The organism is Gemmobacter megaterium, assembly GCF_900156815.1.
Classification (GTDB): domain Bacteria; phylum Pseudomonadota; class Alphaproteobacteria; order Rhodobacterales; family Rhodobacteraceae; genus Wagnerdoeblera; species Wagnerdoeblera megaterium.
The window spans coordinates 13,286-38,303 of sequence record NZ_FTOT01000011.1 but is presented as its reverse complement, the minus strand read 5'-3'; the positions used below and the strand labels follow the sequence as shown (position 1 = coordinate 38,303).

19 protein-coding genes are annotated in these 25,018 nt (G+C 67.9%); 9 read left to right on the top strand and 10 right to left on the bottom strand.

The window, feature by feature from the left end; translation table 11 throughout:
- Positions 1-37: 37 nt before the first annotated feature.
- Genes BW970_RS17700 through BW970_RS17690 form a run of 3 tightly spaced genes read right to left on the bottom strand, consistent with a single transcriptional unit; the run spans position 38 to position 3,109 of the window.
- Entirely contained in the window at positions 38-805 is a 768-nt protein-coding gene (locus BW970_RS17700) for a glycosyltransferase family 2 protein (RefSeq protein WP_076533927.1), read from the bottom strand.
- Positions 802-1,461: an ABC transporter ATP-binding protein gene (locus BW970_RS17695; RefSeq protein WP_076533925.1), complete on the bottom strand. Its 660-nt coding sequence runs from the start codon at positions 1,459-1,461 to the stop codon at positions 802-804. Before BW970_RS17695 ends, BW970_RS17700 begins: the two co-directional genes overlap by 4 nt.
- 10 nt (positions 1,462-1,471) lie before the next feature.
- Positions 1,472-3,109 (bottom strand): KpsE/RkpR family capsule polysaccharide export protein, encoded by a 1,638-nt coding sequence (locus BW970_RS17690; RefSeq protein WP_229740551.1) that lies wholly within the window; start codon positions 3,107-3,109, stop codon positions 1,472-1,474.
- A 95-nt stretch (positions 3,110-3,204) separates the two neighbouring features.
- On the opposite strand from BW970_RS17690, the gene BW970_RS17685 reads away from it, so the two are divergent.
- The gene (locus tag BW970_RS17685; RefSeq protein ID WP_229740550.1) at positions 3,205-4,032 is read left to right on the top strand and encodes an ABC transporter permease; all 828 of its coding nucleotides are present in this window, start codon (positions 3,205-3,207) and stop codon (positions 4,030-4,032) included.
- A gap of 1 nt (position 4,033) precedes the next feature.
- Here the strand turns inward: BW970_RS17685 and BW970_RS21265 are convergent, their stop codons facing one another.
- Positions 4,034-6,361 carry a calcium-binding protein gene (locus BW970_RS21265; protein ID WP_076533924.1) on the bottom strand — a complete coding sequence of 776 codons (2,328 nt, stop codon included), beginning with the start codon at positions 6,359-6,361 and terminating at the stop codon, positions 4,034-4,036.
- 192 nt (positions 6,362-6,553) lie between these two features.
- Here BW970_RS21265 and BW970_RS17675 point away from each other — a divergent pair, with 192 nt between their 5' ends.
- On the top strand, positions 6,554-7,720 hold the full coding sequence (locus BW970_RS17675; protein ID WP_076533967.1) for a nucleotide sugar dehydrogenase: 1,167 nt from the start codon (positions 6,554-6,556) through the stop codon (positions 7,718-7,720).
- A gap of 18 nt (positions 7,721-7,738) precedes the next feature.
- Here BW970_RS17675 and BW970_RS17670 read toward each other — a convergent pair whose 3' ends face one another.
- Positions 7,739-8,725 (bottom strand): ParB/RepB/Spo0J family partition protein, encoded by a 987-nt coding sequence (locus BW970_RS17670; RefSeq protein WP_076533922.1) that lies wholly within the window; start codon positions 8,723-8,725, stop codon positions 7,739-7,741.
- A gap of 111 nt (positions 8,726-8,836) precedes the next feature.
- Positions 8,837-10,261, bottom strand: a complete 1,425-nt coding sequence (locus BW970_RS17665; RefSeq protein ID WP_083701359.1) for an AAA family ATPase — start codon at positions 10,259-10,261, stop codon at positions 8,837-8,839.
- Between the two features lie 401 nt (positions 10,262-10,662).
- Here BW970_RS17665 and BW970_RS17660 point away from each other — a divergent pair, with 401 nt between their 5' ends.
- Complete coding sequence (locus BW970_RS17660) at positions 10,663-11,676, top strand: replication initiator protein A (RefSeq protein WP_076533921.1); 1,014 nt, start codon at positions 10,663-10,665, stop codon at positions 11,674-11,676.
- A gap of 65 nt (positions 11,677-11,741) precedes the next feature.
- Positions 11,742-12,671 (top strand): glycosyltransferase family 2 protein, encoded by a 930-nt coding sequence (locus BW970_RS17655; RefSeq protein WP_159441466.1) that lies wholly within the window; start codon positions 11,742-11,744, stop codon positions 12,669-12,671.
- On the opposite strand, the gene BW970_RS17650 is transcribed toward BW970_RS17655, so the two are convergent.
- The gene (locus BW970_RS17650) at positions 12,637-13,422 is read right to left on the bottom strand and encodes a glycosyltransferase family 2 protein (protein ID WP_159441465.1); all 786 of its coding nucleotides are present in this window, start codon (positions 13,420-13,422) and stop codon (positions 12,637-12,639) included. The two genes, BW970_RS17655 and BW970_RS17650, sit on opposite strands and share 35 nt — an antisense overlap.
- Positions 13,423-13,555: 133 nt before the next feature.
- On the opposite strand from BW970_RS17650, the gene BW970_RS17645 reads away from it, so the two are divergent.
- Positions 13,556-14,446 (top strand): hypothetical protein, encoded by an 891-nt coding sequence (locus BW970_RS17645; protein WP_076533915.1) that lies wholly within the window; start codon positions 13,556-13,558, stop codon positions 14,444-14,446.
- Positions 14,447-14,481: 35 nt separating this feature from the next.
- Here BW970_RS17645 and BW970_RS17640 read toward each other — a convergent pair whose 3' ends face one another.
- Complete coding sequence (locus BW970_RS17640; protein ID WP_076533914.1) at positions 14,482-16,074, bottom strand: stealth family protein; 1,593 nt, start codon at positions 16,072-16,074, stop codon at positions 14,482-14,484.
- A gap of 241 nt (positions 16,075-16,315) precedes the next feature.
- Positions 16,316-17,647 (bottom strand): VPLPA-CTERM sorting domain-containing protein, encoded by a 1,332-nt coding sequence (locus BW970_RS17635; protein WP_159441464.1) that lies wholly within the window; start codon positions 17,645-17,647, stop codon positions 16,316-16,318.
- A 398-nt stretch (positions 17,648-18,045) separates the two neighbouring features.
- Here BW970_RS17635 and BW970_RS17630 point away from each other — a divergent pair, with 398 nt between their 5' ends.
- The 3 genes from BW970_RS17630 (at position 18,046) to BW970_RS17620 (ending at position 22,818) form a co-directional block, all read left to right on the top strand.
- A complete protein-coding gene (locus tag BW970_RS17630) occupies positions 18,046-19,917 on the top strand; it encodes a type I secretion system permease/ATPase (RefSeq protein ID WP_229740549.1) in 1,872 nt (623 codons plus the stop codon).
- A gap of 2 nt (positions 19,918-19,919) precedes the next feature.
- On the top strand, positions 19,920-21,233 hold the full coding sequence (locus BW970_RS17625) for an HlyD family type I secretion periplasmic adaptor subunit (RefSeq protein ID WP_076533908.1): 1,314 nt from the start codon (positions 19,920-19,922) through the stop codon (positions 21,231-21,233).
- A 178-nt stretch (positions 21,234-21,411) separates the two neighbouring features.
- A complete protein-coding gene (locus BW970_RS17620; RefSeq protein ID WP_076533907.1) occupies positions 21,412-22,818 on the top strand; it encodes an efflux transporter outer membrane subunit in 1,407 nt (468 codons plus the stop codon).
- 51 nt (positions 22,819-22,869) lie between these two features.
- Here BW970_RS17620 and BW970_RS17615 read toward each other — a convergent pair whose 3' ends face one another.
- A complete protein-coding gene (locus BW970_RS17615; RefSeq protein WP_083701357.1) occupies positions 22,870-23,448 on the bottom strand; it encodes a VPLPA-CTERM sorting domain-containing protein in 579 nt (192 codons plus the stop codon).
- A gap of 412 nt (positions 23,449-23,860) precedes the next feature.
- Here BW970_RS17615 and BW970_RS17610 point away from each other — a divergent pair, with 412 nt between their 5' ends.
- Complete coding sequence (locus BW970_RS17610; protein ID WP_076533903.1) at positions 23,861-24,916, top strand: acyltransferase family protein; 1,056 nt, start codon at positions 23,861-23,863, stop codon at positions 24,914-24,916.
- Positions 24,917-25,018 lie beyond the last annotated feature (102 nt).

Here is a 25,018-nt window from a genome sequence, read left to right as displayed (position 1 = left end):
GCGCGCGCAGGCGCAACCCTTCGTCAACCGGGGCCGGTCAGAGCCTGTGCCGCACCGCCTTGAGCGCATAGCGCGCGAATCCGGTCGCCGCACGCCAGGGGCCGACCCCCGGTTCGTCGCGCAGGATCGACCAGGTGGCGCGCGCGGCGCGCAGCTTCTGGCCCGAATGCGACCCGGCCCCCACCCGATAGCGCGCCAGAACCGGACGCAGGCCCACCGCACAGGCACCCGTGCGCAAGAGCTGCAACCAGAAGGCATAATCCTCGTGCAAAGGCAGGGCGGGAAATTCGGCGCCCGCAAAACGCTGGCTGTCCCAGATGGCGGTCAGGCAGCCGATCGGATTTCCGGCCAGCATGTCGGCATGGCACAGATGGGCCCGCGCCTCGACCACCCGCAACACCCGGCCCGCCGCATCGACCCGCGCATAGGAGGAAAACACCAGCGGCGCCCCCTGACGCAGCACCGGCAGTTGCAGGGCCAGCTTGTCGGGCAGCCACAGGTCATCGGCATCCAGACAGGCGAGCCAGCGGCCCCGCGCGGCCCGGATCCCGAGGTTGCGCGCCCCTGCCACCCCGGCCCGCGCCCCGGTGCGGATCAGCCGGAACCGCGGATCTGCCGCCACCCGCGCCGCCGCCAGCGCCGGGCCTGCATCCTCCGAGGCATCGTCGATCAGCAGCGCCTCCCAGTCGGGCAGGCTCTGGGCGGCCAGACTGTCGAGCGTGGCCCCCAGCGTGGCCGCGGCATTGCGGAACGGCACGATCACCGAAACAGCGGGCACCGGAACGGTGGGGGCAGCGCCGGTCATGGCCTGGACATGTTGAACTCGTGATGCGCGATCGCATCGTTGACATCGTCATGCCAGGTCAGCCGCCCGCCTTCCAGCACCGCCCCATGGGTGCACAGCCGCCGCACCGCCCCCATGGAATGCGCCACAAAGATCGCCCCGCTGCGCGACATGCGGTCCATGAAGAACGCCTCGGACTTGCGCTTGAACCGCGCATCGCCCACCGCCGTCACCTCGTCGACCAGATAGGTGTCGAAATGGATGCCCATCGACAGGCCAAAGGCCAGACGCGACCGCATCCCCGAAGAATAGGTGCGGAACGGCATGTGGAACTGCGGCCCCAGCTCGGCGAACCCTTCGACGAACTCGACCAGCGCCCCGGTATCGACCCCATAGACCCGCGCGATGAAGCGCACATTCTGCGCCCCGGTCAGATCGCCATGGAAACTGCCCGCATAGCCCACCGGCCAGGAGATCGACCCGGTCGAGACGACGCGCCCCGAACTGGGGTTGGTGGTGCCCGCGATGATCTGGAGCAGGGTCGATTTTCCGGCCCCGTTGCGCCCCAGCAATGCGACCGAGGCTCCAGAGGGGAAGGTCACGCTGATATTGTCGGCCACCACCTTGCGCTGGCCTTCGGTGACATAGGATTTGCTCAGATTCTCCAGCCGCACCATGCGCTGCCCCCTAGCGGCGGTCGCGGACGGAATAATAGACCAGAACGCCCACGCTCCAGAACACCAGCAGGAAAAACCCGGTCAGCGCGAACAGGATCACCCGTTGCGGATACAGCGCCTGTTCGGCCACCGTCGGGCGGATATGGGCGGCCAGATAGCGCGATTGCCGCTGGGCATTCGACAGGGCGGAATCATACGAGGATTGTGCCGAATTATAGGTCGCCTCGGCGAATTCCAGTTCGACCTTCAGCCGTTCGAATTCGGCGGCGATCCGGGCATAATCCTCGCCCCCCGGCCCCTTGCCGCCTTCGCCGAACTTGGCGCGTTCGGCGGCGATCCGGGTCTCGATCACCTCGATGCGCCGTTCGGCCTGGCGGATGCGCAGATCGCCGGGCTGGGCGGTCTCGTTCAGCAGGTCCAGTTCGATCAGCACGGCGGCGAGTTGGGCCTGCAAGGTGTTCAGCAGGCCCATCTGCCCTTGCAGATCGCTGTCGATATCGACGATCTGGGTGCGCAGCCGGAAGGTGGTCAGCGCCTGGCGGGCCTCCTTGAGCCGTTCAAAGGCCAGTTCGCGTTCCTCGCGGGCATGGCGGGTGGCATCGGCGCGCGCCTCTTCGGACAGGGCATTCACCATGCGGCTCGATTCCGCATAGATCGCGGTGGCGATGCGGTCGGCATCACCCGCATCAAAGGCCAGCGCCCGCACCGTGATGATGCCGGTGCCCCCGTCATAGGACAGTTTCACCTTGCGCAGCCAATGGGCATGAAGATCCTCGATCGTGCCCGACGGATCATAGGCAAAGACCGGATCGGCCGGCCAGGCCCGCGCCCACATGGCGCGCAGGTTCAGATCGGCATCGACCCGTGACACCATGTCCTGGCTGCGGATGAATTCATACAGGATGTCGCTGTCCGAGGTCGACGACCCGGCCAGCTGGGTGATGCCGCCGATGATGTCGAACGAGGATTGCGCCTCTTCCTTGCGCACCGAGAAGGCGACCGTCGAGGCATATTGATCGCGCGCCACCGCCCACAGATACAGCCCCGACAGGGCGAAGGGCAGCAGCACCAGCACCAGAAAGCTCCACAGCATGATGCGGTGGCGGCGTTGCGGGCGCGCGGCAGGCAGCGGATCGGGCCGGGCGGGGGGGGCCGGGCGGTCGCGCCCGGCAAGGGGGGCCGCCTGAAGCGCCAGACGCCCGGCAGGACGGGCCACGAAAGACCGCCGCACCAGGGCCGGCAAGGGCGGACCGCTGCGGGGAACCGGAGCTGCCGGGCCCGGCAACGGCCCGGCATCGGGGGCCGCGGGCACCACGCCGGGGGCGGCCTCGGGGCGGACCCCCGGCAAGGATGGCGCAGGCCCCTGGGGCAGATCGGCAGGCGAGGGCACGCCCGGCGGGGGCACCGGCGCGTCAGCGGCGCCTGCCTGGGCCTCGGCCTCGGTCTCGGGGGTCTCTTCGGCCTGTTTCCGGCGTCGGCCGGTCTTCTGGCGCAGGCGGTTCAGCGCCCGGCTGCCCAGCCCGTCCAGCTTGCGCCGCCCCTTGCCCCCGCGCGTGCCTTCGGCCTCGCTGTCATCGGCAGGATCGGCCGCGCGGCGGTTGCGCTTGCGCAGGCGGGCCTCGGCTGGGGTTCGGGGGGTTTTTGCCAAGAGGTCACCTGCTGCTGCCCGGCGGCATTTGCCTGTCCTTGCGGCTTCATACATAAGGGGGAACGCAACTTCCAGCAACGATTGCGAGACGGTCGATGGCTGCCAGAGACACCACCACCCTGCCCCCCATCCCGACGCCGCCCCCCGCGCAGCCGTCGCGGCGCTGGCGGATGCCGCGCACCATCGTGGCGCTGATCCTGCGCGAAATGGCCACGACCTATGGCCGCAGCCCCGGCGGGTACCTGTGGGCGGTCCTGGAACCGGCGATGGCGCTGGCCGTGCTGACCACGGCGTTCAGCCTGGTGCTGAAAACGCCGTCGCTGGGCAACAGCTTTCCGCTGTTCTATGCCTCGGCCTATCTGCCCTTCACGCTGTTCAACGACATCTCGAACACCATGGCGCGGGCGATCCGCTTTTCGCGCCCCTTGCTGAACTATCCTGCCGTCACCTTCATCGACGCGCTGATCGCCCGGTTCGTGCTGACCACCATGACCCATCTGGTGGTCGGCCTGCTGATCCTGACCGCGATCCTGGGGCTGATGGACACCCATACGCTGCTGAACGTGCCCCGCATCCTGGAAGGCGTCGCGCTGGCGGCGGTGCTGGGCCTGTCGGTGGGGGTGCTGAACTGCTATCTGATGACCTCGTTCCCGATCTGGGAAAGCGCCTGGTCGATCGCCACGCGGCCGCTGTTCCTGATGTCGGGGATTTTCTACATCTACGAGGATCTGCCCTTGCTGGCCCGCGAGATCCTGTGGTGGAATCCGCTGATGCATATCACCGGCATCACCCGGACCGGGGTCTATTCCACCTATCAGGCCGATTATACCAGCGTGCTCTATGTGCTGACCATCTCGGGGATCACCCTGCTGACGGGGTTGCTGCTGCTCTATCGCTACAACCGCGACCTGATGGAACGCTGACCTAGATCAGCAGATCGCCCGGTTCGGGCCAGGCCAGACCGTCGATGCGGATGACCAGATCGGCGCTGCGGTCGCCATCCAGATCCAGCAACAGGCGCAGATGCTCGGCCTGTGCCTCGATCCGCGCCTCGGCACCGCGCCCGGTGAAGGCGCGGGCCTCCAGCACATGGGCAAGGCCAAAGGCGGTCAGGTCGATACGGTCAAGGCCGGGCTGGAAATCGGCGATGCGCCCGGCCATCGCCCCCGGCCGTGCATCGCCGGGGCGAAAGACGAACACATCCGCCCCCGCCCCGCCATACAGCAGATCCAGCCCCGGTCCGGACAGCAGCCGGTCCTCGCCCGTCCCGCCATACAGCGTATCGTCGCCACGCCCGCCCAGCAGGGTATCGTTGCCCGCGCCACCCTCCAGCCGGTCCTGGCCGCCTTGCCCTTCCAGCCGGTCATCGCCGCCCTGGCCCAGCAGCCGGTCATCGCCAGCCCCGCCCGACAGGCTGTCGCGGCCCTTGCCCCCCGACAGCCGGTCGGGGCCGCGCCCCCCGTCCAGCCAGTCGTTCCCGGATCCGCCGACCAGCCGGTCGCGCCCCGCCCCGCCATAAAGCGTATCCTCGCCGGCCCCGCCCTTGAGCAGGTCATCGTCCTCGCCGCCGCGCAGCACATCATTGCCGCCCTGCCCCAGCAGCGTATCGGCCCCGCCCCCCCCGGACAGCGTGTCGGCCCCCCGCCCGCCGGTCAGCCGGTCGCCCGCCGCCATGCCTGCCAGCTGTTCGCCCTGACGTCCGGCCTTGAGCACCAGCGCGATCCCGCCGATGGGCAGCCGGGAAAAGCCGCCCAGACTGTCCTCGGTCACATGGGCGACGGTCAGTGGCACCGGGCCTGCGCGCACCAGTTCGATCACCGTCTCGCCATGGGTCAGGCGCAGGCCCCAGGGGGTGGTGGCAATGCCCAGTTGCCCCAGGCTGCGCAGCATGGGAAAGGCCGACAGATCCAGCCGGTCCTCGGCCGGGTCGAAATCGGTGATCCGGGTCAGCGCGCCATTCGGGGCCAGCACGAACAGATCGCGCCCCGCCCCGCCGGTCAGGGTGGCCGGGCCGCTACCGGCGACCAGAATGTCATCGCCTGCTCCGCCCGACAGGCTGGCCGCCCCCGCCCCGGCCAGCAGCAGGTCATTGCCCGCCCCGCCGGTCAGCGCCCCCGCCCCCGCCAGGGCCCGCGGCGGCGCCAGCACCCCCAGATCGATGCTGAACTGCGCGATCCCCGCCGATTGCCCGGCGGCAAAGAGTTGCAGCACACTGGCCCCGCCATCCCCCGCCATGGCGCGCACCGCCAGCGCCCCCAGCCCCGCCAGCGGCACCGCCGCCGTTCCGGCCAGACTGTCCAGATGCACAAGCCGCCCCGTGGGCAGCAACAGCAGCAGCGACAGCCCCTGATCGCCGCCCCCTGCCAGCACATAGGCGCGGCCCGCCACCTCGACCGTCTCCAGCGCCGAGATCCCGGCAAAGCGGGTGCCCAGACCATCGACCACATGATCCACCGCCACCATCCGCCCGTCGGTTGCGATGCGAAACACCGTGATCGAGGAACTGCCCGCCCCCGCCACCAGAACATGCAGCCCGCCTCCTGCCTGCACCACGGACAGCGCCGAGGGCAGCGCAATGCCGACCCCGCCGTCCAGCACCGGCATCGGCTGCAACCGCCCTGCGGCATCCTCCCGCAGCGCCATGATCCGGTGGGTGGCCTGATCGGCGGCCAGCACCAGCAGCCGCCCCCCCAGATCGGCCAGGGCGATCCGGTCCCAGCCCGCCTCGGGCAGGCTGGCCTTGCGTCCGGCGACCAGCGCCCCGGATCCGTCCACCGGCCAGATCTGTGCCGTCTGCCCGGCCGCGTCCAGCGTGACGACCAGATGTCGCCCGTCCGCCAGCAACAGCCGGTCCAGCGCGCGCAGATCGGCGGGCACCCCGCCCTCGTCCAGGGCGATCCGGCGCCCCGGCGCCCCGGTACTGCCCGACACCAGGATCCCCGACGGCGCGGTGTGCAGGAATCCCGCCGTCAGCACCAGCGCATCCGCCCCCCCGGACTGCCAGCCGGTCAGCACGGCCAGTTGCGGCAGATCCCCCGCCCGCGACACGCCGGAATGGCCAAGCCGCCCCAGAAACGTGGCCGCCCCGCCCCCCTCGGCATCAAAGGCGGCGACCCCGCCCCCCGCACCGGGCCGCGCCGCCGAATAGAGCCGGACCTTGCCACCGACCTCGACCAGATCAAGATCGCCGATGCCGGTGACGAACGGCAGGATGCCGTCGCCCAGCATGGCGACATGCCGAAACATGGACATGAGCAGACTTCCCTTGCACCCCCGTGCAAGGCCAGCCTGCCCCGGCATCCCGCCGCAGGACCGGACCGGACCATGGCCAAACTGCGGCTTTTGGAAACAATCCGATCCATCCTTGCGCGCGCGGCGGGGTTGCAATTTGCGCCCACACAGGCTCACGCTCTGCAGGATATTTACCGGGCGTGGAGCCAGACCATGAAGATTGCAGTTGCCGGCCTTGGCTATGTCGGCCTTTCCAATGCCATCCTGCTGGCGCAGAATCACGAGGTGACGGCGATCGACATCTCGCAAGACCGGGTCGATCTGGTGAATGCGCGCCGCGCGCCCATCATCGATGCGGAATGCGAAGACTATCTGGCCAACCGCCCGTTGAAGCTGCGCGCCACCACCAACGCCGCCGAAGCCTATGCGGGGGCGAATTTCGTGGTGATCGCCACCCCCACCAACTACGACCCCGAGACCAACCGCTTTGACACCTCCTCGGTCGAGGCGGTCATCGCCAAGGTGCTCGAGGTGAACCGCAATGCCGCCATCGTCATCAAATCGACCGTGCCGGTGGGCTTTACCCTGCGGATGCGGGTGCAGGCGGGCTATGACAACATCCTGTTCAGCCCGGAATTCCTGCGCGAGGGGCGGGCGCTGCACGACAACCTGCATCCCAGCCGGATCATCGTGGGGTCGGACAGCCCCTCGGCCCGGCGTTTTGCCGCCCTGCTGCGCGAAGGCGCGATCAAGGGCGATTGCCCGATGCTGTTTCCCGGCTCGACCGAGGCCGAGGCGATCAAGCTGTTCGCCAATACCTATCTTGCGCTGCGGGTCGCCTATTTCAACGAGCTGGACAGCTATGCGCTGATGCATGGGCTCGACAGCCGGATGATCATCGAAGGCGTGGGCCTCGACCCCCGCATCGGCACCCATTACAACAACCCGTCCTTCGGCTACGGCGGCTATTGCCTGCCCAAGGACAGCAAGCAGTTGCTGGCCAACTATTCGCAGGTGCCCCAGAACCTGATTGCCGCGGTGGTCGATGCCAACCGCACCCGCAAGGATTTCATCGCAGACCGCATCATCGCCGCCCAGCCCCGTGTGGTGGGTGTGCACCGGCTGGTGATGAAGGAAGGGTCGGACAATTTCCGCGAAAGCTCGATCCAGGGCATCATGAAGCGGCTCAAGGCCAAGGGGATCGAGGTGATCATCTATGAACCCGCGCTGGAAGGCGACGAATTCTTCCGCAGCCGCGTGGTGCGCGATCTGGAGGCCTTCAAGGCTGAAGCCGATCTGATCATCGCCAACCGCCGCGCGCCCGAACTGTCGGATGTGGCCGACAAGATCTTTACCCGCGACCTGTTCGGCGTGGACTGAGCGGGCTGGCCTGGCGCCCTAGGCCTGGGCGGCGAGCCAGTCCTCCAGCCGGGCGCGGAACGCCGCGTCCACCGAGGGGCCGCCCAGGGTGATGCGGCCCTGTTTCGCCTCCAGCCACAGGCCCGGCCCCAGAACCTGCCGCGCAGGCGGCGGGGCACGGCGATGCCCCGACAGCACGGCAGAAATGCGGCTCTGTTCGGCCTCTGGCGTCGCGGGGGGATCGGCCTGCAAGGCCGCGCGCAGCCGGTCTGGCAGGGTGGGGTCGGCCTCCAGCGCGCGGGCCAGTTCCAGGCCGGCGCGTTCGGGCAGGGCGGCGGGAAAGGCCAGGATCCCCTCCAGCGCCGTGACCAGCCCCAGAAAGCTGCCGATCTTGGACCGCTTGGCCCGGCTGGCACTGGCGAACAGCCGTTGCAGCGCGATCCTGTCCGATCCGAACACACCACCGGCCACCGCACGGGCCACCACGCGGGCACGTTCCCAATAGGACAGGCCGGCGCGGATCTCGTTTTCCTCGACCATGGCGACATAGGCCTCGGCCGAGGTTTCGGGCGTGCGCACCAAGGCCAGGACGCTGGCAAACCGGGCATCCTCGGGTGCCAGCGACCGCAGCGCCACCATGCGGCGCCAGCCGGAGATCAGGCCGAACCGGCCCGGTGCCAGTTCGGCCACCTCGATGGGGGTGCGCTGGCCATGGGCGCGCAGGCTGTCGGTCAGCGCCGCCATATCCTCGGGGTCGGTGGCGATGCGGTCGCGGATCAGCCAGCCATCCTCGATCACCTCCAGCGGCAGGCGCAGCACCATGCGCCCCTCGGCCCGCAGGCTCGCCAGTTCGGCGGACACATCGCGCAGCGCGGATTCGGCCGCACTTTCGGCGGCCACCCGCGCCACCGGAGGCCGGTTGAACGCCGGAGCCCCCCCCAGCGAAAACATGGATTTGGTTTCAAGTTCGGGGGTCATCGCGGCCTCGTCAGAAACCGGGGGCGGCGGCAGGCGACGGCGTGCCATCAGACGACCCTCCGGGACAGGCAGCATGGGGCAGGGGGGTAAACCGCAGGAAAACCCGCCGAACGCTGTTTCGCATGCGAAACAAAAATGACGTAACCCATTGATTTCATGTCATTCCCCTTTGCGCGCCAGATCGTCGCGCCGCCAGATGCCCAGGATCAGCCGCTTGAAGGCGGCATAGGTGGCATCGAATGTCTCGCGCCCGCGGATATAGGTTTCGCGGTTGAAATCGCGGTAATCCGCCTCATAGATGCCATGCACCTGCTCGCCCGCCTGGCCGATCAGCGCAGTGAATTCCTGCCGCTCGGGCGTCATGGTGCGGCCCAGCCAGGCCTGCATCAGGGCCGCGAGTTCGGTTTGCTGGCTGGCATCATAGCGCGTCAGCATCACCCGCACCGCATCCCATTCAAAGCGCAATTCCTCGCGCCCCAGGGCACGGGCGGCGATGTTTTCCGACTGTTCGATCGAACCGAAGGTCGAATGCAGCATGTCAAAGAACCGCCCCGTGGAATCGAATTCCAGGAAAGAGGCCCCCGTCGGCACCAGCAGCACATCCGCCGCCGCCAGCCCGTTGATCGTCAGATATCCCAGCGCGGGCGGCGTATCGAGAAAGATCAGGTCATAGCGGTCCAGCACGCCATCTTCGGCCAGGCTTTCGGTCAGCGCCTCCCACAGCTTCCAGCCGCGCGCCGCCATGCGCCAGACGGGGATCTGGAATTCCGCCCAGTACAGGTTGAGCTGCGCCCCGATCAGGTCGATGTTGGGCCAATGGGTGCGCTGGACCAGGTCCGCGCTGCCGATCTTCAGGGCCTCCGACAGCGTGTCGTCCAGGGGTGCCGGCGCCTCGCCCCGCCCGGCACGCAGGCGGTTCTCGGCTTGCAGGTGCCGGGCGTAATGGCGTGCCAGCAGCGGGAACACCGTCTGCCATTCATCCTCGACCTTGCCCCCGAAGATCGAGGTCATCGAGCCCTGGCTGTCCAGATCCACCACCAGCACCCGGTAGCCATCCAGCGCCGCTGACATTGCCAGATGGGCGGCGGTGCTGGTCTTGCCCACGCCGCCCTTGAAATTGGCCACGGCCACGATCTTGGCGGGCAGCCCTTCGGGGCGCCAGGGCAGATAGGGTTTGGCCTTGGACCCTTCGGACCCGAAATGCGCCCGCAGGCGCAGCACCTCGTCGAGCGTGAACCATTTCGCGCCACCTTCGGTTTCGCTGGCGCCCTGGGGCAGATCGGGGTTGGCCTTGAGCACGCGGCGGAAATGCGCCTGGGCCACGGGGATCAGATAGCGCGTGATCTCCCAGGTGGAAAACAGCCGCAGCGCCCGCGCCCCGGTATCGTCCAGACCGCGCGCGGCCAGATCGGCCCGGCCCTTGGCACAGGCGGCGGCCAGCCGGGCAAAATCGCCGGTGCCGGTCGGATCGCCCAGATCGGCCAGCGCGGCATCTGGCGACAGGCCCATATAGGGGGGCAGACCCGGCGCATCGGCCCCTGGTTTGCCCGGCGCCTTTCCCGGTTTCGACCTGACTGTGACCATGGGCGATTCTCCATATCCGGGCGGGGCGGCCAATGCATGTGCCGTGTTTTTTGCAATATACCCCAAAAGACGGCATATCCAACAGTTTTGCGCATGTGTCTGAATTTTCTTTTTTATTCAATGCATTGCGCGGGTCTGTTCTGGGGGCGTCAATCGGGGGCTGGACGGCGCTTTCCTGTTATCTTGTGTTATATATAAGTTACGGCAGGCGTGACTTCCTTGTTTTTCCTTTTATCTCATGGGATTACGCCAGGGTGGTTCTGGCCTGGGCGACTCCGGAACCACGTTAGGCCGACTCTGGAACCCCGAAGCGGTGACTCCGGAACCACGTTGCCGCGCTTTACGGCTGGGGCCTGCTCGCGTAGCTTGGGTGTCAATGAAACCACGAAAGGGCAGTGGGCATGTCAGGCATGGTCGCGGCGAGCGGCGGAGGGCTGTTGCCCGACCGGCACCCCACGGCCGATTTCTTTCTGTGCGACTTTCTGGATGCCCTGCCCAAGGACGATATGGCCAGCATGGAACATCCGGTGTTCTCGCTGGCGACCCGCCCCGACCTGCGCATCCTGCGCTATGCCCATAACGGGGTGGAGCTGACGGTGACGCCCTCGGTCAAGGGGCTGGCCACGCTGTTTGACAAGGACATCCTGATCTATTGCATCAGCCAGTTGATGGCGGCGCTGAATGCCGGTCGGCCGGTGTCGCGCCATGTGTCCTTGCGCGCCCATGACCTGCTGGTCGCCACCAACCGCGAGACCAGCGGCGACAGCTACCGCCGCCTGCGCGAGGCGTTCGAGCGGTTGGCCGGCACGCGGATCACCACCAATCTGATCACCGACGGGATCGAGGCGACCACCGGCTTTGGCCTGATCGAGAGCTGGCAGATCCTGCGCCGCACCAGGGGGGGGCGCATGGTGCAGGTCACCGTCACCCTGTCGGAATGGCTGTACCGCGCGGTGCTGTCGAAATCGGTGCTGACGCTGAGCCGCGATTATTTCCGGCTGCGCAAGCCGCTGGAGCGGCGCATCTACGAACTGGCGCGCAAGCATTGCGGGCGCCAGCCCGAATGGCGCGTCTCGGTGGCCACGCTGCATCTCAAGTCGGGATCGGCCTCGCCCTTGCGGGTGTTCCGCCAGATGCTGCGCGAGATGATCGCCACCGATCATCTGCCCGATTACGCCCTGGCCGAGGAACCCGGCGACATGCTGCATGTCACCCGGCGCGGCGCGGTGCTGGAGCCCGGCGAGGGCCCGGCCCTGAAACCCGCCACGCTGGAGCGCGCCCGCGCCCGGATGCCGGGCGCCGATGTCCATGCGCTGGTGGCCGAATGGCAGGCGGTCTGGGCGCGCACCGGGCGCCAGCGGCTGCGATCGGCGGATGCGGCCTTTCTGGGCTGGCTGGCCCGGCGCGCAATGTGACGAAAGGGGCTTTTCCTTGCCCGCCCGCTGGTCCAGAAGCGCACGAGCCAGATCGGAGAATGCCCATGCCGGGGCTGATCGCCAGCCTGATCGTGCCCTGCCGCAACCAGCCCGGTGCCGACCGGCGCGGGATGATCGACGCCTTGCTGGCCGGTCTGCCCGACCGGCCGGATCTGGAGGTGCTGCTGGTCGATGACGGATCCTCGCTGCCCTATGATCCGCCGGCCTTTGCCGCGCTGCGGCTGCGCCGGGCGCATCTGGCGCCGGGCCAGTCGGGGGCGGGGGCGGCGCGCAACCTCGGGATGGCCGAGGCGGCGGGCGACTGGCTGATCTTTGCCGACAGTGACGATCTGCTGGACCGGGCCGGTCTGGGCCGGTTGCTGGACGGGCTGGCGGCGGGCCGCTGGCAGGGCTGCGATCTGATCGTGCCGCAGGCGGCCTCGTTCCGCGATGGCGATCCGGCCCGGAGGGGGCAGCGCCATCTGTTTGCCAACCGCCGTGTCGCCCGGGCGCGGGCCCTGGGCGACACGGGCATTCTGGTGCGGGTGCCGGCCTGCTGGATGCGGGTGGTGCGCCGGGACTTCGTGCAGGCACATGGCCTGCGCTTTGGCCCGGCGGCAATCGGCGAGGATGTGGATTTCGCCGTCGATCTGGGGCTGGCGCGGCCGCGCACCGATCTGGTCGATCTGGTGCTGCCGCATATCCGCGATGGCCACAGCTCGCTGACCTCGGACATGGGGGCGGCAGCGCGCGAACAGGTGCTGGCGGTCAAGATGGCGGCCAATGCCCGGCTGCGCGCCGGGGGGCTGGGGCGCTGGGACTATCCGCTGTTGCTGGACCTGATCGGGCTGATGCGCCACGACCTGCGGGCGGGCCTGCGCTGGTGGGGCCGCGCGCTGGCCGCGCGGTCACGGCTGGTGCCGCCCCTGGGCGATCTGGCCGATGCGCTGCGCGCGCGGCTCAGGACGCCCTCTGCAGGCGATGGCGGTTCCTGAACAGGAACAGGGCAAAGGCCGGGCGCCAGTACCACCCCAGCGCGCGGCGGAACACCGCCCGGCGCCAGCCCAGCGTTTCGGGCCCGAAGGCCAGCCCGGAACTGTGGGGCGGATGCACCCCCAGCCCCAGCGCGACATGCCGCCCGGCCAGACCCGCGCGGCGGCAATCCATCAGGAAGACATATTCATCCCCCAGCGGCACCTGGGCCCCGGCGCCAAAGCCTTCGTCAAAGGCGACCCCGGCCGCGCGCACCCGTGCCAGGCGCACGGCGATTTCCGGTGTGCCGACCTTGGCCGCATTCCAGAACCGCAACGCCCGGCCTGCGGCGCCATAGGCCTTGTGCGGGCGCCCGTCGGGCCCGTGCAGCCGCCCGCACAGGATATCGAGCCGCGGATCGGCGGCAAAGGCGGCGCGCACCTGGTCTTGCGCGGCCGGATCCTGCACCATGTCGTCATCGGCAAACAGCAGGATCTCGCCCCGCGCGGTGGCCAGGGCGGCATTGCGGCTGCGCGCCGCCCCCCGCCCGGCACAGGGCAGGATCCGCACATCGGGCCGCGCCGCCAGCGCCGCCAGCGCCGGGGGCAAGCGGTCGGGCAGCCCCTGCACATGCAGATCCTGCATCACACCGGCCACGGGCGGCGGCAGGACCGGCACCGGGCCATGCCCCATCATCGCCGTGGCAACGGTCAGGCGGGGCAGCGCCCCGGCGGCATCGGGGTCGGCGGGGGGGCCGATATGCGGATCGGGCAAGGGGGCCTCTTGGCTGGCAGGGCAGGGCCTGTCTGTCTTAACCGTGCGGCGCATGGGCGGAAAGGCCCGTCCAGCTTTGACAGCCGCCGCCGAATGCGCCAGATAGGGCCGACAGTTCAACGAAAGGCATTCCATGACCCTGCAAGCGCTTGTCCTGCATCTTGGCGCCCACAAGACCGGTACCTCGCTTGTCCAGAAATATCTGCGCGACAAGGACACGGCGTGTCAGAAGGCAGGTATCTGGCCCATGCCGCGCGGCGATGGCGACGAATTCATCGGCTGGGGCCGCGCCGCCGAGGTCGAGGCCGGGGCCAAGGGCCTGTGCGCCAAGATCGCCGAGGCCGAAAGCCGCCGGATGCGCTGTGTCGTGCTGTCGCATGAAAACGCGCTTGGCCGCCCGTTCCGGCAGGATGCGCCGCATCTTTACCCCGATGCGGCCCGCCATGGCGCCAATCTGAAAAAGGCCCTGGGCGAGGACCGGCCCTGGCGGGTGGTCTATTACATCCGCAGCCAGGCCGCCTTTCTGGAAAGCTATTACCTGCAAACCGTGCATGAAGGGGCCTGGCACGATTTCGACACCTACATGATGGGGCTGGGGCTGCACGGCTTTTCCTGGCGCCCGCTGTATGACGCGCTTTGCGGGCTGTTCGGGGCGGAAAACGTCGTGCTGCGCTCGTTCGACGAGGATATCGCCGCCGGGCAGGCCGCCTATCTGGAACGGTTCCTGACCTCTGCCACGGCGGCGGATCTGCGCCCCTTCGGCCAGTTCGACTACAAGCCGGTGCGCAATCCCAGCGTGGGCGACCGCGGGCTGGAGCTGGCGCGCGGCATCAACCCGATGCTGCGCAACCCGGCGGAACGCAAGCTGTTCCGCAAGTTCCTGCAAGAGCATTTCTCGAACCGCGACTATCCGCGCCCGGCGCTGTTGTCCGAGGCCGCGCGCGAGGAAATGCGCGCCCGCTATGATGCCGAAAACGCCGAACTTCTGGCGCAATCGGCCCGGACGGCACGCGCGCCGTCCTGAGGCCCTGCCGGGGGCGGTCCCCGCCCCCGTCCGCCTCAGCCCTGGTTTTCCCAGGCCGCCGGTTTGGGAAAGCGCGTGTCCAGAAAGGCGCGCACAGCTTCGTGCCAGCCCGAAGGTGCGGCATCGGCGCCGCCTTCGTTGATGCAGATGAAATGGTATTTCCGGTCTTCGGCCTGTTTGAGTCGCTTGGTCCAGAACAGGTCGTTTGACTTGACCAGGATGCTGTCCTTGCGGGTGGACACCGCCTGCCCGCTGCCCATGGCATAGTGGTGATACAGAAAGCTGGGAATGTTCAGATCGGTCGGCCGGCGAAAGCGGTTGACGCGGAATGCCGCGATCTGCGCGGCGAACCGCGTCTCGATCTCGTCCAGCACCGGGCGCAGCAGGGCATAGGGCACATGCTGGTGCAACTGGGTCGGGGCAAAGCCGAAGGTTTCGCGCACCAGGGCGGCGGAATTGCGCGCGGCATTCAGGTAATCGGGATCGCCTTCGCGCACCGGGCCAGACACCACGCCATAGCCTTCGAGCCGGGACTGCGATTGTCCGGTCTCGGTAAAGAATTCCAGCTTTGTCATGGGCCGCATGACAAAGAAATCGTCATTGAGATAGATGAACCGCTCGGCCAGCCCTGGAATGCGGTGCAGGAAGGATTCGATCACATGCGAGCTGAAGGTGGGCAGCACCTCGGGGGGCATCACCTCCTCGTGGCGCACCCAGGTCAGGCGCGGGTGATCGGTGGCCAGCCAGGCCGGCGGGGCGCAGTTGGAAAACACGAAGATCCGCCGCAGCCAGGGCAGATTGCGCTCCAGCGCCCGCAGCGAATAGCGCAGCTCGTCATTGTTGTGGAACCGTGACAGCGCCTCGGCATCCTCGCTGCGTGCCAGCGCGGTCTCGGGTTCGGGCGCGCCCGACCATTGGCGGTACATTGCCTGCCAGTCGGGATCTTCGTGGTTGACCCAGGTATAGACCGCATCCACCGGCATCGCCGCAGAGCGGGCGGCCAGCGAGGGCGCCCCCAGGACCTCTGTGGCCGTGACAAGGCCCGGACGGCCCAGCTGGTCGCCGTAATACGCCCGCATGACCCGGTTGGAGCTGTTGGGCGACATCCATTTTCCAGGCTCGGTCTCGTGGTAGCTTTCGAGCACGATCTGCATCGGATCGAGATCAGGGCCGTTGAAGGTGATTTCGACCGATTGGGCCGACTGGATCCGGGCCTTGATCTTTTCCATCCCCAGATGGACCTTTTTGCCATCCAGCGTCAGGTTGGCCCCTGGGGTGCCGGTGGCCAGAAAGGTGGTGGCCGACAGCAGATCGACATCGCCGACCCCGATCTGCAGGTCCCGTTCGCTGCGCTCCAGTTCCAGCACGCCGACCTGGCTGGCCAGCCGGGCCAGCAGCGCATCGAAGGATTGCGGCAGCTTTGGCGTGGGATCGCGCAGGATCGGATTTTCGCTGGCGCGCACCACCGCCTCGACCATGCGCGAGCGCCGGTTCAGATAGCGCCGCACGGCGCGGGAGAATTCCCTGGGATTGGCAATCGCGGCAAGCAGATAATCACGCAGCCGGAGCCCCTTGCTTTTGGGCAGAGGGTTGAGGCGGCGCAGAAAAGTCTTGAGGCGTGAAAGCAAGGAAAAACCTTTCCGAGGAGATATGCCGTGCCCTGCGGGACGTCATGCAACTGTCACAATGCGGATGACCGATGACTAAAGCACGGCCTTGCAGGCATCAAGGCCAGACGGCCCGCACCTGGCAGGCGAAGGCCCCCCGCAAGGGGGCCGGACGGGGGCGGGCGGGGCGCGCTGGACCGGGGCGGGGCGCAGGGGGCAGGCGCCGGTGCGCCTTGGGCCCCAGGGCGCGCCGGGCGCGGGATCAGGCCGTCCGGCGGCGGCGGCGCATCCAGGCCAGCCCGGCCAGCGTTCCCGCCAGAAGCAGGCCCGAGGCGGGCAGGGGGACGGGGGCGATGGGCACGGCGGCATAGGTCTCGCTGGTGGTCAGCCGCAGCCGCTGCGCCTCTGGTGTGCTGTCCCCGGAATCGCTGCCCCCCGGTGTCAGCGGCAGGATGCCAGGGCCGGACGGCGGGGTGCTGCTGCTGGTCCGCAGGGTGCCGGGCGGGGTCACCGGCAGTCCGGGGATGCCCGGCGCCTCGGACAGGGCCAGAAGCTCTGGGTCGGGCAGGCAGGGGCCCAGCCGCAGGCTGCCATCATCCAGCGGATGGCTGCATATCTCGACCGACCGCATCCCGATGCAGCCGCTGACCTCATGCGGGGTGCCGGGGATATTGCCATCGGCGGCCCGGCTGATCCGCGCGCGGCCCTGGCCGTTTTTCAGGCCGGTCTCGAAAATGCCGGGGATCCAGGCATGGGACACCGTGCCTGCCGCGTCGAAGGCCACGAACATCCGGTCGGTATGGCTGACAAAGCCGGTGACAGAGCGGATGCGCCCCAGATACAGCGTTTCGGGCACTTCGGGCATCCCGCAGGCGCGCATGTCCCCCGGCGTTGCGATCCGCTCGGGGTCGGGGGCGGCGTCCACGATGACCTGATGCAGATGGGTCGGGGCCTCTGCCGGTGCCGCATCGGGGCTGTCGCTGGCCAGATCGGCCAGGCATCCGGCCAGGGCGGTCTGGTCCGGGGCGGGCAGCCGGTCGGTCACCTGGCGGCCGGTATCGCGCGAGATGGCGGTCAGATGCAGTGTCTCGCCGCTGGCAAGGCTGCTGGCCACGGTCGCGGCCAGCGCCCCGGTCAGCCGCAGGCTGTCGCCAGAGGCTTCGCGCAGATAGTCGGGCAGGTCGATCGGGGCCGCATCGCCGATCTGCAACTGCACCGGCTGGCCCGGCGCGAGCGCATATTTCAACTGGATGCGGATCTCGGGCGCCTGTCCGGCGGCTGCGGCCATCTGCACCGTGCTGGCCGGGCTGCGCAGCACATCGGAAAAGGCCACCGCCTGGCCCTCGGGGGACAGATAGCGCGACTGCGCGATGTCGATCCGGGCGGAAACCAGACAGACCGCGCCGTCGGCCGTCCGCAGCACCGAACTGCCATCGGGGCGAAAGCTCTGGCTGACGGGGATCCCGCGGAACCGCGCCCCGTCCTCGGGGCCGATCCGCACCGGCGCCGCAGCAAGGATCGTGGGGCAAAGCCCGGCCAGAACCAGTGTGATGGCCCCGGCGGATCTGGAAGAGGGGAACGGGAACACTCGCATGGCAGTCTCGATGAGCACGTGTAAAAACAAACACATCGCAGATTTTTACCCGCTGGTCCACAACAGCCTGAGGATTGTTCACCCAGGCGCGATAGTCCTGTTGCAGGGCGGTTTGTTGTTCGCTTTTGCCTGTAGTCTCTGCCGGGGGTTGCGGGATCGGGGGCCGGGCCACCTGGGGCAGGCCGGGCGATTCGTGCCCGGTGGCGGGCGGTTTCGTGCCCGGTCGCTGCGGCCTTGCCGGGCCGGAAACGGATTGTTCACGAATTGGCATCAAGAAAAAGGTCCGTTGCCGCCCCGCTTTCGCCCTCATTCTCGACAATCTTGCCACGGATCGGGGGCGCGATCCGCCCCACCACCTCCAGAATACCAAGGGCCCGTCCGGGCCGGGCAGGATGCGCTTGCGACCATCAGACCAGACACGCGCGGGGATCGGCGGCAATGCCTATGAGTCCGTGCTGCGCGGCTTGCGCGGGGGGGTGCTTGTCGTTGCCCTGCTCAGCGCGGCCATCAACGTGCTCATGCTGACCGGCTCGGTCTACATGATGCAGGTCTATGACCGGGTGCTGTCCAGCGGGTCGGTGCCCACCCTGGTCAGCCTGTTCGCCATCGTGGTGGTGCTCTACGGGTTTCTGGCGCTGTATGATTTCCTGCGCGGGCGCCTGCTGGGGCGCATGGCCATCCGGCTGGACCGCGGCCTTGGCACCGCCACCTTCCGCGCCTGGATCCAGGGCGGCACCGGCACGACCGACCACGAGGCGCAGCCGCTGCGCGATCTGGAAACCCTGCGCGGGGCGATTGCCAGCCCCGGCGCCCAGGCGCTGTTCGACCTGCCCTGGCTGCCGCTGTTCCTGGGAGTGCTGTTCGTGCTGCATCCCTGGCTGGGCTGGCTGACGGTGGGCGGGGCGCTGACCGGGCTGGCGCTGACGCTGGCGAACGGGGCCATCCTGGGCAAGTCGCTGTCGCGTTCCGGGGCGCTTGAGGCGACGGCGCGCAGCTTTGCCGATGGCAGCCGCCGCGATTCCCAGACACTGGTGGCCATGGGGATGGAGCCGGCGGTCAACCGGCACTGGCGGCGCCTGCAGGATGCGGCGCTGGCCGCCGGGCAGATCGGCAAGGATCCGTCCGAAGGGCTGGCGGCCGTGTCGCGCGCCTTTCGCATGTTGCTGCAATCGGCCATCCTGTCGCTGGGCGCCTATCTTGTCCTGCAAGGCGAGATTTCGGCGGGCAGCATCATTGCCGCCACCGTGCTGGCCGGGCGTGCGCTGGCGCCGGTCGATCAGATCACCGGCCAATGGCGGCTGATCGGGCGGGCGCTGCATGCCCATCGCCGTCTGGCGGCCTTCTTTGCCGATCCGGCGGCGCGCGATCCGCAGGCCAGCGTCGATCTGCCCTTGCCCAAGGGCGAGCTGATCGTGTCGCAGGTCACGAAATTCGCGCCTGGCAGGCCGGGCACCGACCGGCCCCGCCTGCTGACGCAGATGAGCTTTCGGCTGAACCCCGGCGACGGGCTGGGGGTGATCGGCAACAGTGCTGCCGGAAAATCCACCCTGGCGCGCGTGCTGGTCGGGGCCTGGACGCCGGATGCCGGCGAGGTGCGGCTGGGCGGTGCGCTGTTGTCGCAATGGAGCGCCGAGCGGCTGGGCCGGGTGGTGGGCTATCTGCCCCAGCAGGTCGATCTGCTGCCGGGCACGGTGCGGGACAATATCGCCCGCTTTGATGCGGGTGCCAGCGATGCCGACGTGATTGCGGCGGCGCAGATGGCAGGGGTCCATGACATGATCCTGGCCTTGCCCGAAGGATATGCCACCCGCGTGGGGGACCACTGGACCCCGCTGTCAGGGGGCCAGAAACAGCGCATCGGCCTGGCGCGGGCGGTCTATGGCACGCCCGCGCTGGTGGTGCTGGACGAACCGAATTCCAATCTGGATGCGGCCGGCGATGCCGCGCTGGCGCGGGCCATCCTGGCGCTGCGCCAGGCCGGGTCCATCGTGGTGGTGATGGCCCATCGGCCAAGCGCGATCGCGGCCGTCAACAAGGTGCTGATCCTGCATGGCGGCATGGCGGCGGAATTCGGCGACAAGGAGACGGTGCTGTCGGCGGCCATTGCCCGCGATACCGCACCACCGCCCGCCCCCGCCGTGGTACCCGCCCCGCCCGCCCCGCCGCCTGCCGAGGGGCAACCGGCCAGATCAGGGGCCAATATCTGGTCCGCATCGCAAAAGCGGCCGCGCCCGGCACGGGCCGTGCGCGCAGCCTTGCGGGAGGCATGACCATGACACGGCAAACTGCACCGGCCCCCGTGCTGAAGGATGGCCTGCGTTCGACGGTGGTGGCAGCCCTGGTGGCCACGGGCCTGCTGTTCGGCGTGCTGCTGGTCTGGGCCAGCCAGACCATGATCAACGGCGCGGTGATCGCCGCAGGCCAGGTGGTTGTCCATGGCAAGCCCAAGGTGGTGCAGACCGTCGATGGCGGCGAGATTGCCGAAATCGCGGTCCGCAACGGCGAACGGGTGCAGGCCGGTCAGGTGCTGGTGCGGCTGGACCCGACCATGCCGCGCATCAATCTGGAAATGGCCACCGGCCGGCTGGCCGAGGCGCTGGCCCGCCGGGCCCGGCTGGAAAGCGAACAGCTGGGCCTGCCGGCGCCGCTGTTCCGCTACCCCGACCTGCCGTTCCCCTTGCCCGAACTGACCCGGCAGGAAGCCGGGCAGCGCCAGATCTTTCTGGCCCGCGCCGAGGTGCTGCGCGGCCAGCGCGAACAGATGGTCGAACGGCTGGGCCAGCTTGCCAGCCAGATCGTCGGGATGGAGGCGCAGATCGCCGCCCGCCGGGATCAGCTTGCCTCGCTCGAGGATGATCTCGACAAGCTGTCGCGGTTGCGCGCGCAGGGGCTGGTGCGGCAAGGCCAGATCAGCGAATTGCAACGCGCGGTCTCGGACATGCACGCCCAGATCTCGGTTCTGGGGGCCGATCTGGCCCGCAGCGTCAACACCCGCCGCGATATCGAGCTGGAAACCCTGCAGGCCGAACGCAGCTTTCAGGAAGAGGTGGTGACGGAACTGCGCAGCGTGACCGCCCTGATCGACGAGCTGACGCTGGAAATCGTCACCCGCCAGGCCCAGTTGAAGCGGATCGAGATCCGCGCCCCGACCGATGGCACCGTGCATCAGTTGCAGGCCACCACCACGGGCGGGGTGCTGGCCCAGGGCGCCACCGTGGTGGAGATCCTGCCGCTCGAGGAAGGCATGGCCTTCGAGTTGCGGGTCGAGCCGCGCTCGGTGTCGCAGGTCTATCCGGGGCAACCGGCAACGGTTGTCATGGCGGCCTTCAACAGCCGCACCACGCCCCGGCTGGAAGGGCAGGTCGTGTCGGTCTCGCCTGCGGCGATCACCGATCCGGCCACGCGGCAAAGCTATTATCTGGTGGAACTGACCATCCCGCCACAGGAACTGGCGCGGCTGGGGGCGGTGGATCTGGCCCCCGGAATGCCGGTCGAGGCGTTCATGGGCACGGCCGAACGGTCGGTCTGGTCCTATCTGGTGGAACCGCTGGCCGCGCAACTGCGCCGCGCCTTCCGCGAGGCCTGAGCCCGCCCCGGCCCAGTTGCGACCTGCAAGGCACAGATCGCCGGGCAAATCCGGCGGTTCCTGCCTTGCGCCTTGTGCGGTACGGGCATCGCAGGCATCCTTTGCGGCAAAACACCTGGCGCGACCCGGCCCTTGGGTCCCGACCAGATATCACGAGCAGAGCACGGCAGGCGATTTCATGACCCGATCGGCAAGGACCGGCCGCCCGGCCCCTGCGTTGGCGTTCCTTGTGGCGCTGGCTCTGGGGGCCTGTACGCCGTCACAGGATCCGACCGCGCCGACCTTTCCCTTTGCCAAGGGCTGGCGCGGGGCCTCGGCGGGTGCGCCGGTGCTGTTGGCCAATGACCGCTGGTGGCTGCGGTTGCAGGATCCGGCGCTGAACCGGCTGGTGGATCTGGCGTTGCGCGAAAACCTGACGCTGGTGGCGGCCCGCCACCGGGTCGAACGGGCCGAGGCCGAACGCGCCGCCGTGCCGGGGCAACTGTCGCGCAGCGGGCAGGTCGAGGCAGGGTTTGGCGGGGCGGATACCGGCCCCGGCCAGCGCCGGGCCGATGCGGTGCTGGGGCTGGAATGGCTGTTCGATCCCCATGGCGGCCAGCGTGCAGGGCGTCGCGCGGCCGAGGCGCGTCTGCTGGGCGCCGAGGCCGACCGCGATGCCGCCCGCCTTCTGGTGCTGTCCTCGCTGGCCGAGGCCTATCTGGATCTGCGGTTGCGCCAGCAGCTTCTGGTGCAGCGCCGTCAGGAACTGGCCAGCCGCCGCCAGACCCTGGCCATGGTGCGCACCATGGCCGATGCCGAGGCCGCCACCCGGATCGACATGGCGCGCACCTCGGCCCGCGTCGCCGAGATCGAGGCGCAACTGCCCGGAGCCCAGGCCGCGATCACCGCGCGGATCAACGAGATCGCCGTGCTGGCCGGTCAGCAGCCGGGCCAGTTGCCGCTGGATCTGCGCCCGGTGGTGGCGGTGCCGCGTCCGGGGCTGCGCCCTGATGTGGGCATTCCGGCCGATCTGTTGCGCAACCGCCCCGATATCCGCGGCGCCGAACAGGCCTATTATGCCGCCCTGGCCGAGGTGGACATGGCCCGCGCCGCGCTGTACCCGCGCCTGTCGCTCAGCGGGACGATTTCGCTGTCGGCCCTGCCGGTGGCCACGCGGCGGGCCGAATATTTCATCGGTCCGGCGCTGCAACTGCCGGTCTCGGGCGCTGCAACCGGGCAGGCCACGCTGCGCGCCCGGCAGGCCGCCGTGCACGAGGCCCATGCCGCCTGGACCGCCCGCGTGCTGCAAGCCGTGCTCGAGGTGGAAAACGCCCTGATCGACTATCGGGCGGTGTCGCAATCGCTGGGACCAGCGGGCCGTGCCGCCCAACTGTACCGCGAGGCCCGTGGCCTGACCCGGACGGTCTTTGAAAGCGGGGATGCGACGCTGAGCGAGATGATCGAGGCCGAAACCGCGCTGGCCCAGTCCGAAACCGCGCTGGCCGAATTGCGCCACCGTCAGGCCCAGGCCTTTGTGGTGCTGAACCTGCGTCTGGGGGCGGGGCATGGCGCCGAGCCCGGACCGGCGGGCCAGATGCCGAAATGACAACAGGGCGCCCGAAGGCGCCCTGGTATCGAAAGCGGGTCTGCGACCGGCTCAGGCCGATTTGCGGCGGCGCGTCAGGGCCAGACCACCAAGGGCGGTGACCAGCAGCAGGCCACCGGCCGGCAGCGGGATCGGCGCCGGGGTCACGCCGACGGCATCGACGTCAAAGCCGTTGACGCTGCCACCGGCCATGGGCGAGATGTCGACGATCTTGATCTGGTCGAAGATGCCGGCAAAGGTGAAGGTCGCACCGGCCACGCCTGCGGCCGAGCTGTTGTCGATCGTGGCGACCGACTGGAACACACCGCCGAACCCGGCGAAAATTTCCGCGATCTCGATGTGGTTGTCGGTCTTGCCGAAGGTGATCTCGAACAGTTTGCCGGGGCTCTGGAACAGACGGCCAAAGCTGACGACCAGTTCGCCGCCGAAGCCAAGTGCCACCATTTCCCCATCCGGCGCGCCCAGGGCATTGAGCGGGTCGGCGCGGTTGACCGGGATCGGTCCGGTGCCTGCGGTGAAATCATCCACCTGGGTTGCCCAGATGGTTGCCGCCTGGGCACTCTCGACAGCAAACCCGGCGGCCAGAACGGCCGCAGCACAGGTTACCGAAATCTTTTTCATGTAAGACATTCCGTACTCCTACCACCTGATCAAACTCCGGATGCACATCCGGCCGACGGCAATCGCCGTCTTTTTCACCTGTAATAATTGGGGCAAAAACATGGCAAACTCAAGGCAAATCTTTACGAAGGTTAAGATGCGCGGCTTCGCGGGGCGGTCTGTTTCGGAAAACAGGACAATCTGTCCCGATTCGCAGGCAGTTGCTGAAATTTCCTGTAAATGTTGACAATTCCGGGCCCGCGACGGCTCCGTGGCTCACGCCCTAGCGGCCGCAGTGATTCGTACGTGACGCGCCTTGCGTGGCGACCGTTCAGATGCGATGGGGCGGGCTGCGCGTCGTGGGCTCTTGCGGATCCCACCCGGTTTCCCCGATCCTTGGGTGTGGTTTCTGGAACGTAACTCAAAGGCAGGTATTCTGGTCATGTATGTGCTTGCAGAAGTCGCCAGAGGTCGTGACAATAACTTGAATCTTATACGATTTATTGCGGCATCCGCAGTTCTGGTCTCTCATGCCTGGCCGATAGCGCTAGGGCCGGATGCCATACAGCCCTTGTCTGGTGTGACCGGGCATGCCTTGGGGTCCATTGCTGTCTACATTTTTTTCGCCATTTCCGGCTTTCTGATCGCAGCAAGTTTTGAGCGCCGCTCCTCGCTACGCGCCTTTCTGCTGGCTCGGACCTTGCGGCTTTTCCCAGGGCTACTGGTATCTCTACTGCTCGTCGCTTTGATCATGGGCCCTGTTGTCACGGAGCTTCCGCTATCACAGTATCTGTCGCACCCTGATGTGATGGCCTTTTTGGTACGCAACACGACCCTTGTGTTTCCGCAGTACACATTGCCGGGTGTATTCCAAGGCAACCCTTACCCTATGGTCGAGGGGTCGATCTGGACGTTGATTCATGAAGTTCTTTGCTATTGCTTGGTTTTCTTCATCGGAGTCCTTGGATTGCTTCGACGCCAGCGGGCCATGGTGGGCGTTCTGATCCTATATGCGGCGATCTGGGTGCTGCCTGAACTCGTCGAAGTGAAGGTTCATCCAAGACTCATGGCGGCCCGCCAACTTTCTCTACCGTTCATGATCGGGGTGGCCTTTTGGGTCTGGCGTGACCGGCTAGTCCTATCGATGCCTCTTGCTATCGCGCTTGTGTTGGCCGCGAGCACTCTGCGCTCCGGAGTCCTTGCGTACCCCGTATTCGTGCTTGCCGTTAGCTACGTTACATTTTGGATTGCCTATGTACCGAGGGGGGGGCTACGCCATTACAACCGCGTTGGGGATTACTCATATGGTCTCTACATCTATGCGTTCCCCATTCAGGGGTTGGCTGTCTGGTTGGTGGGCCCTCAAGAACCTCTGACGAATATTGCCATTTCTTTTCCTGTGAGCCTGGTTTTGGCGATCCTCTCATGGCATTTTATTGAGGAGCCTGCCCTGCGTGTTACAAAGCGGGCAGCCCCGCTGCGAACGGATTTGGGCTGAACAGATGACTGGCGGTGCGTGAGGTGCTCCACCTCATGTCTCGTGTCGCCGATCCACGTAGTCGCGGCTACCACGGAGTCGCCCAAGTTCTTCAGGATGGGT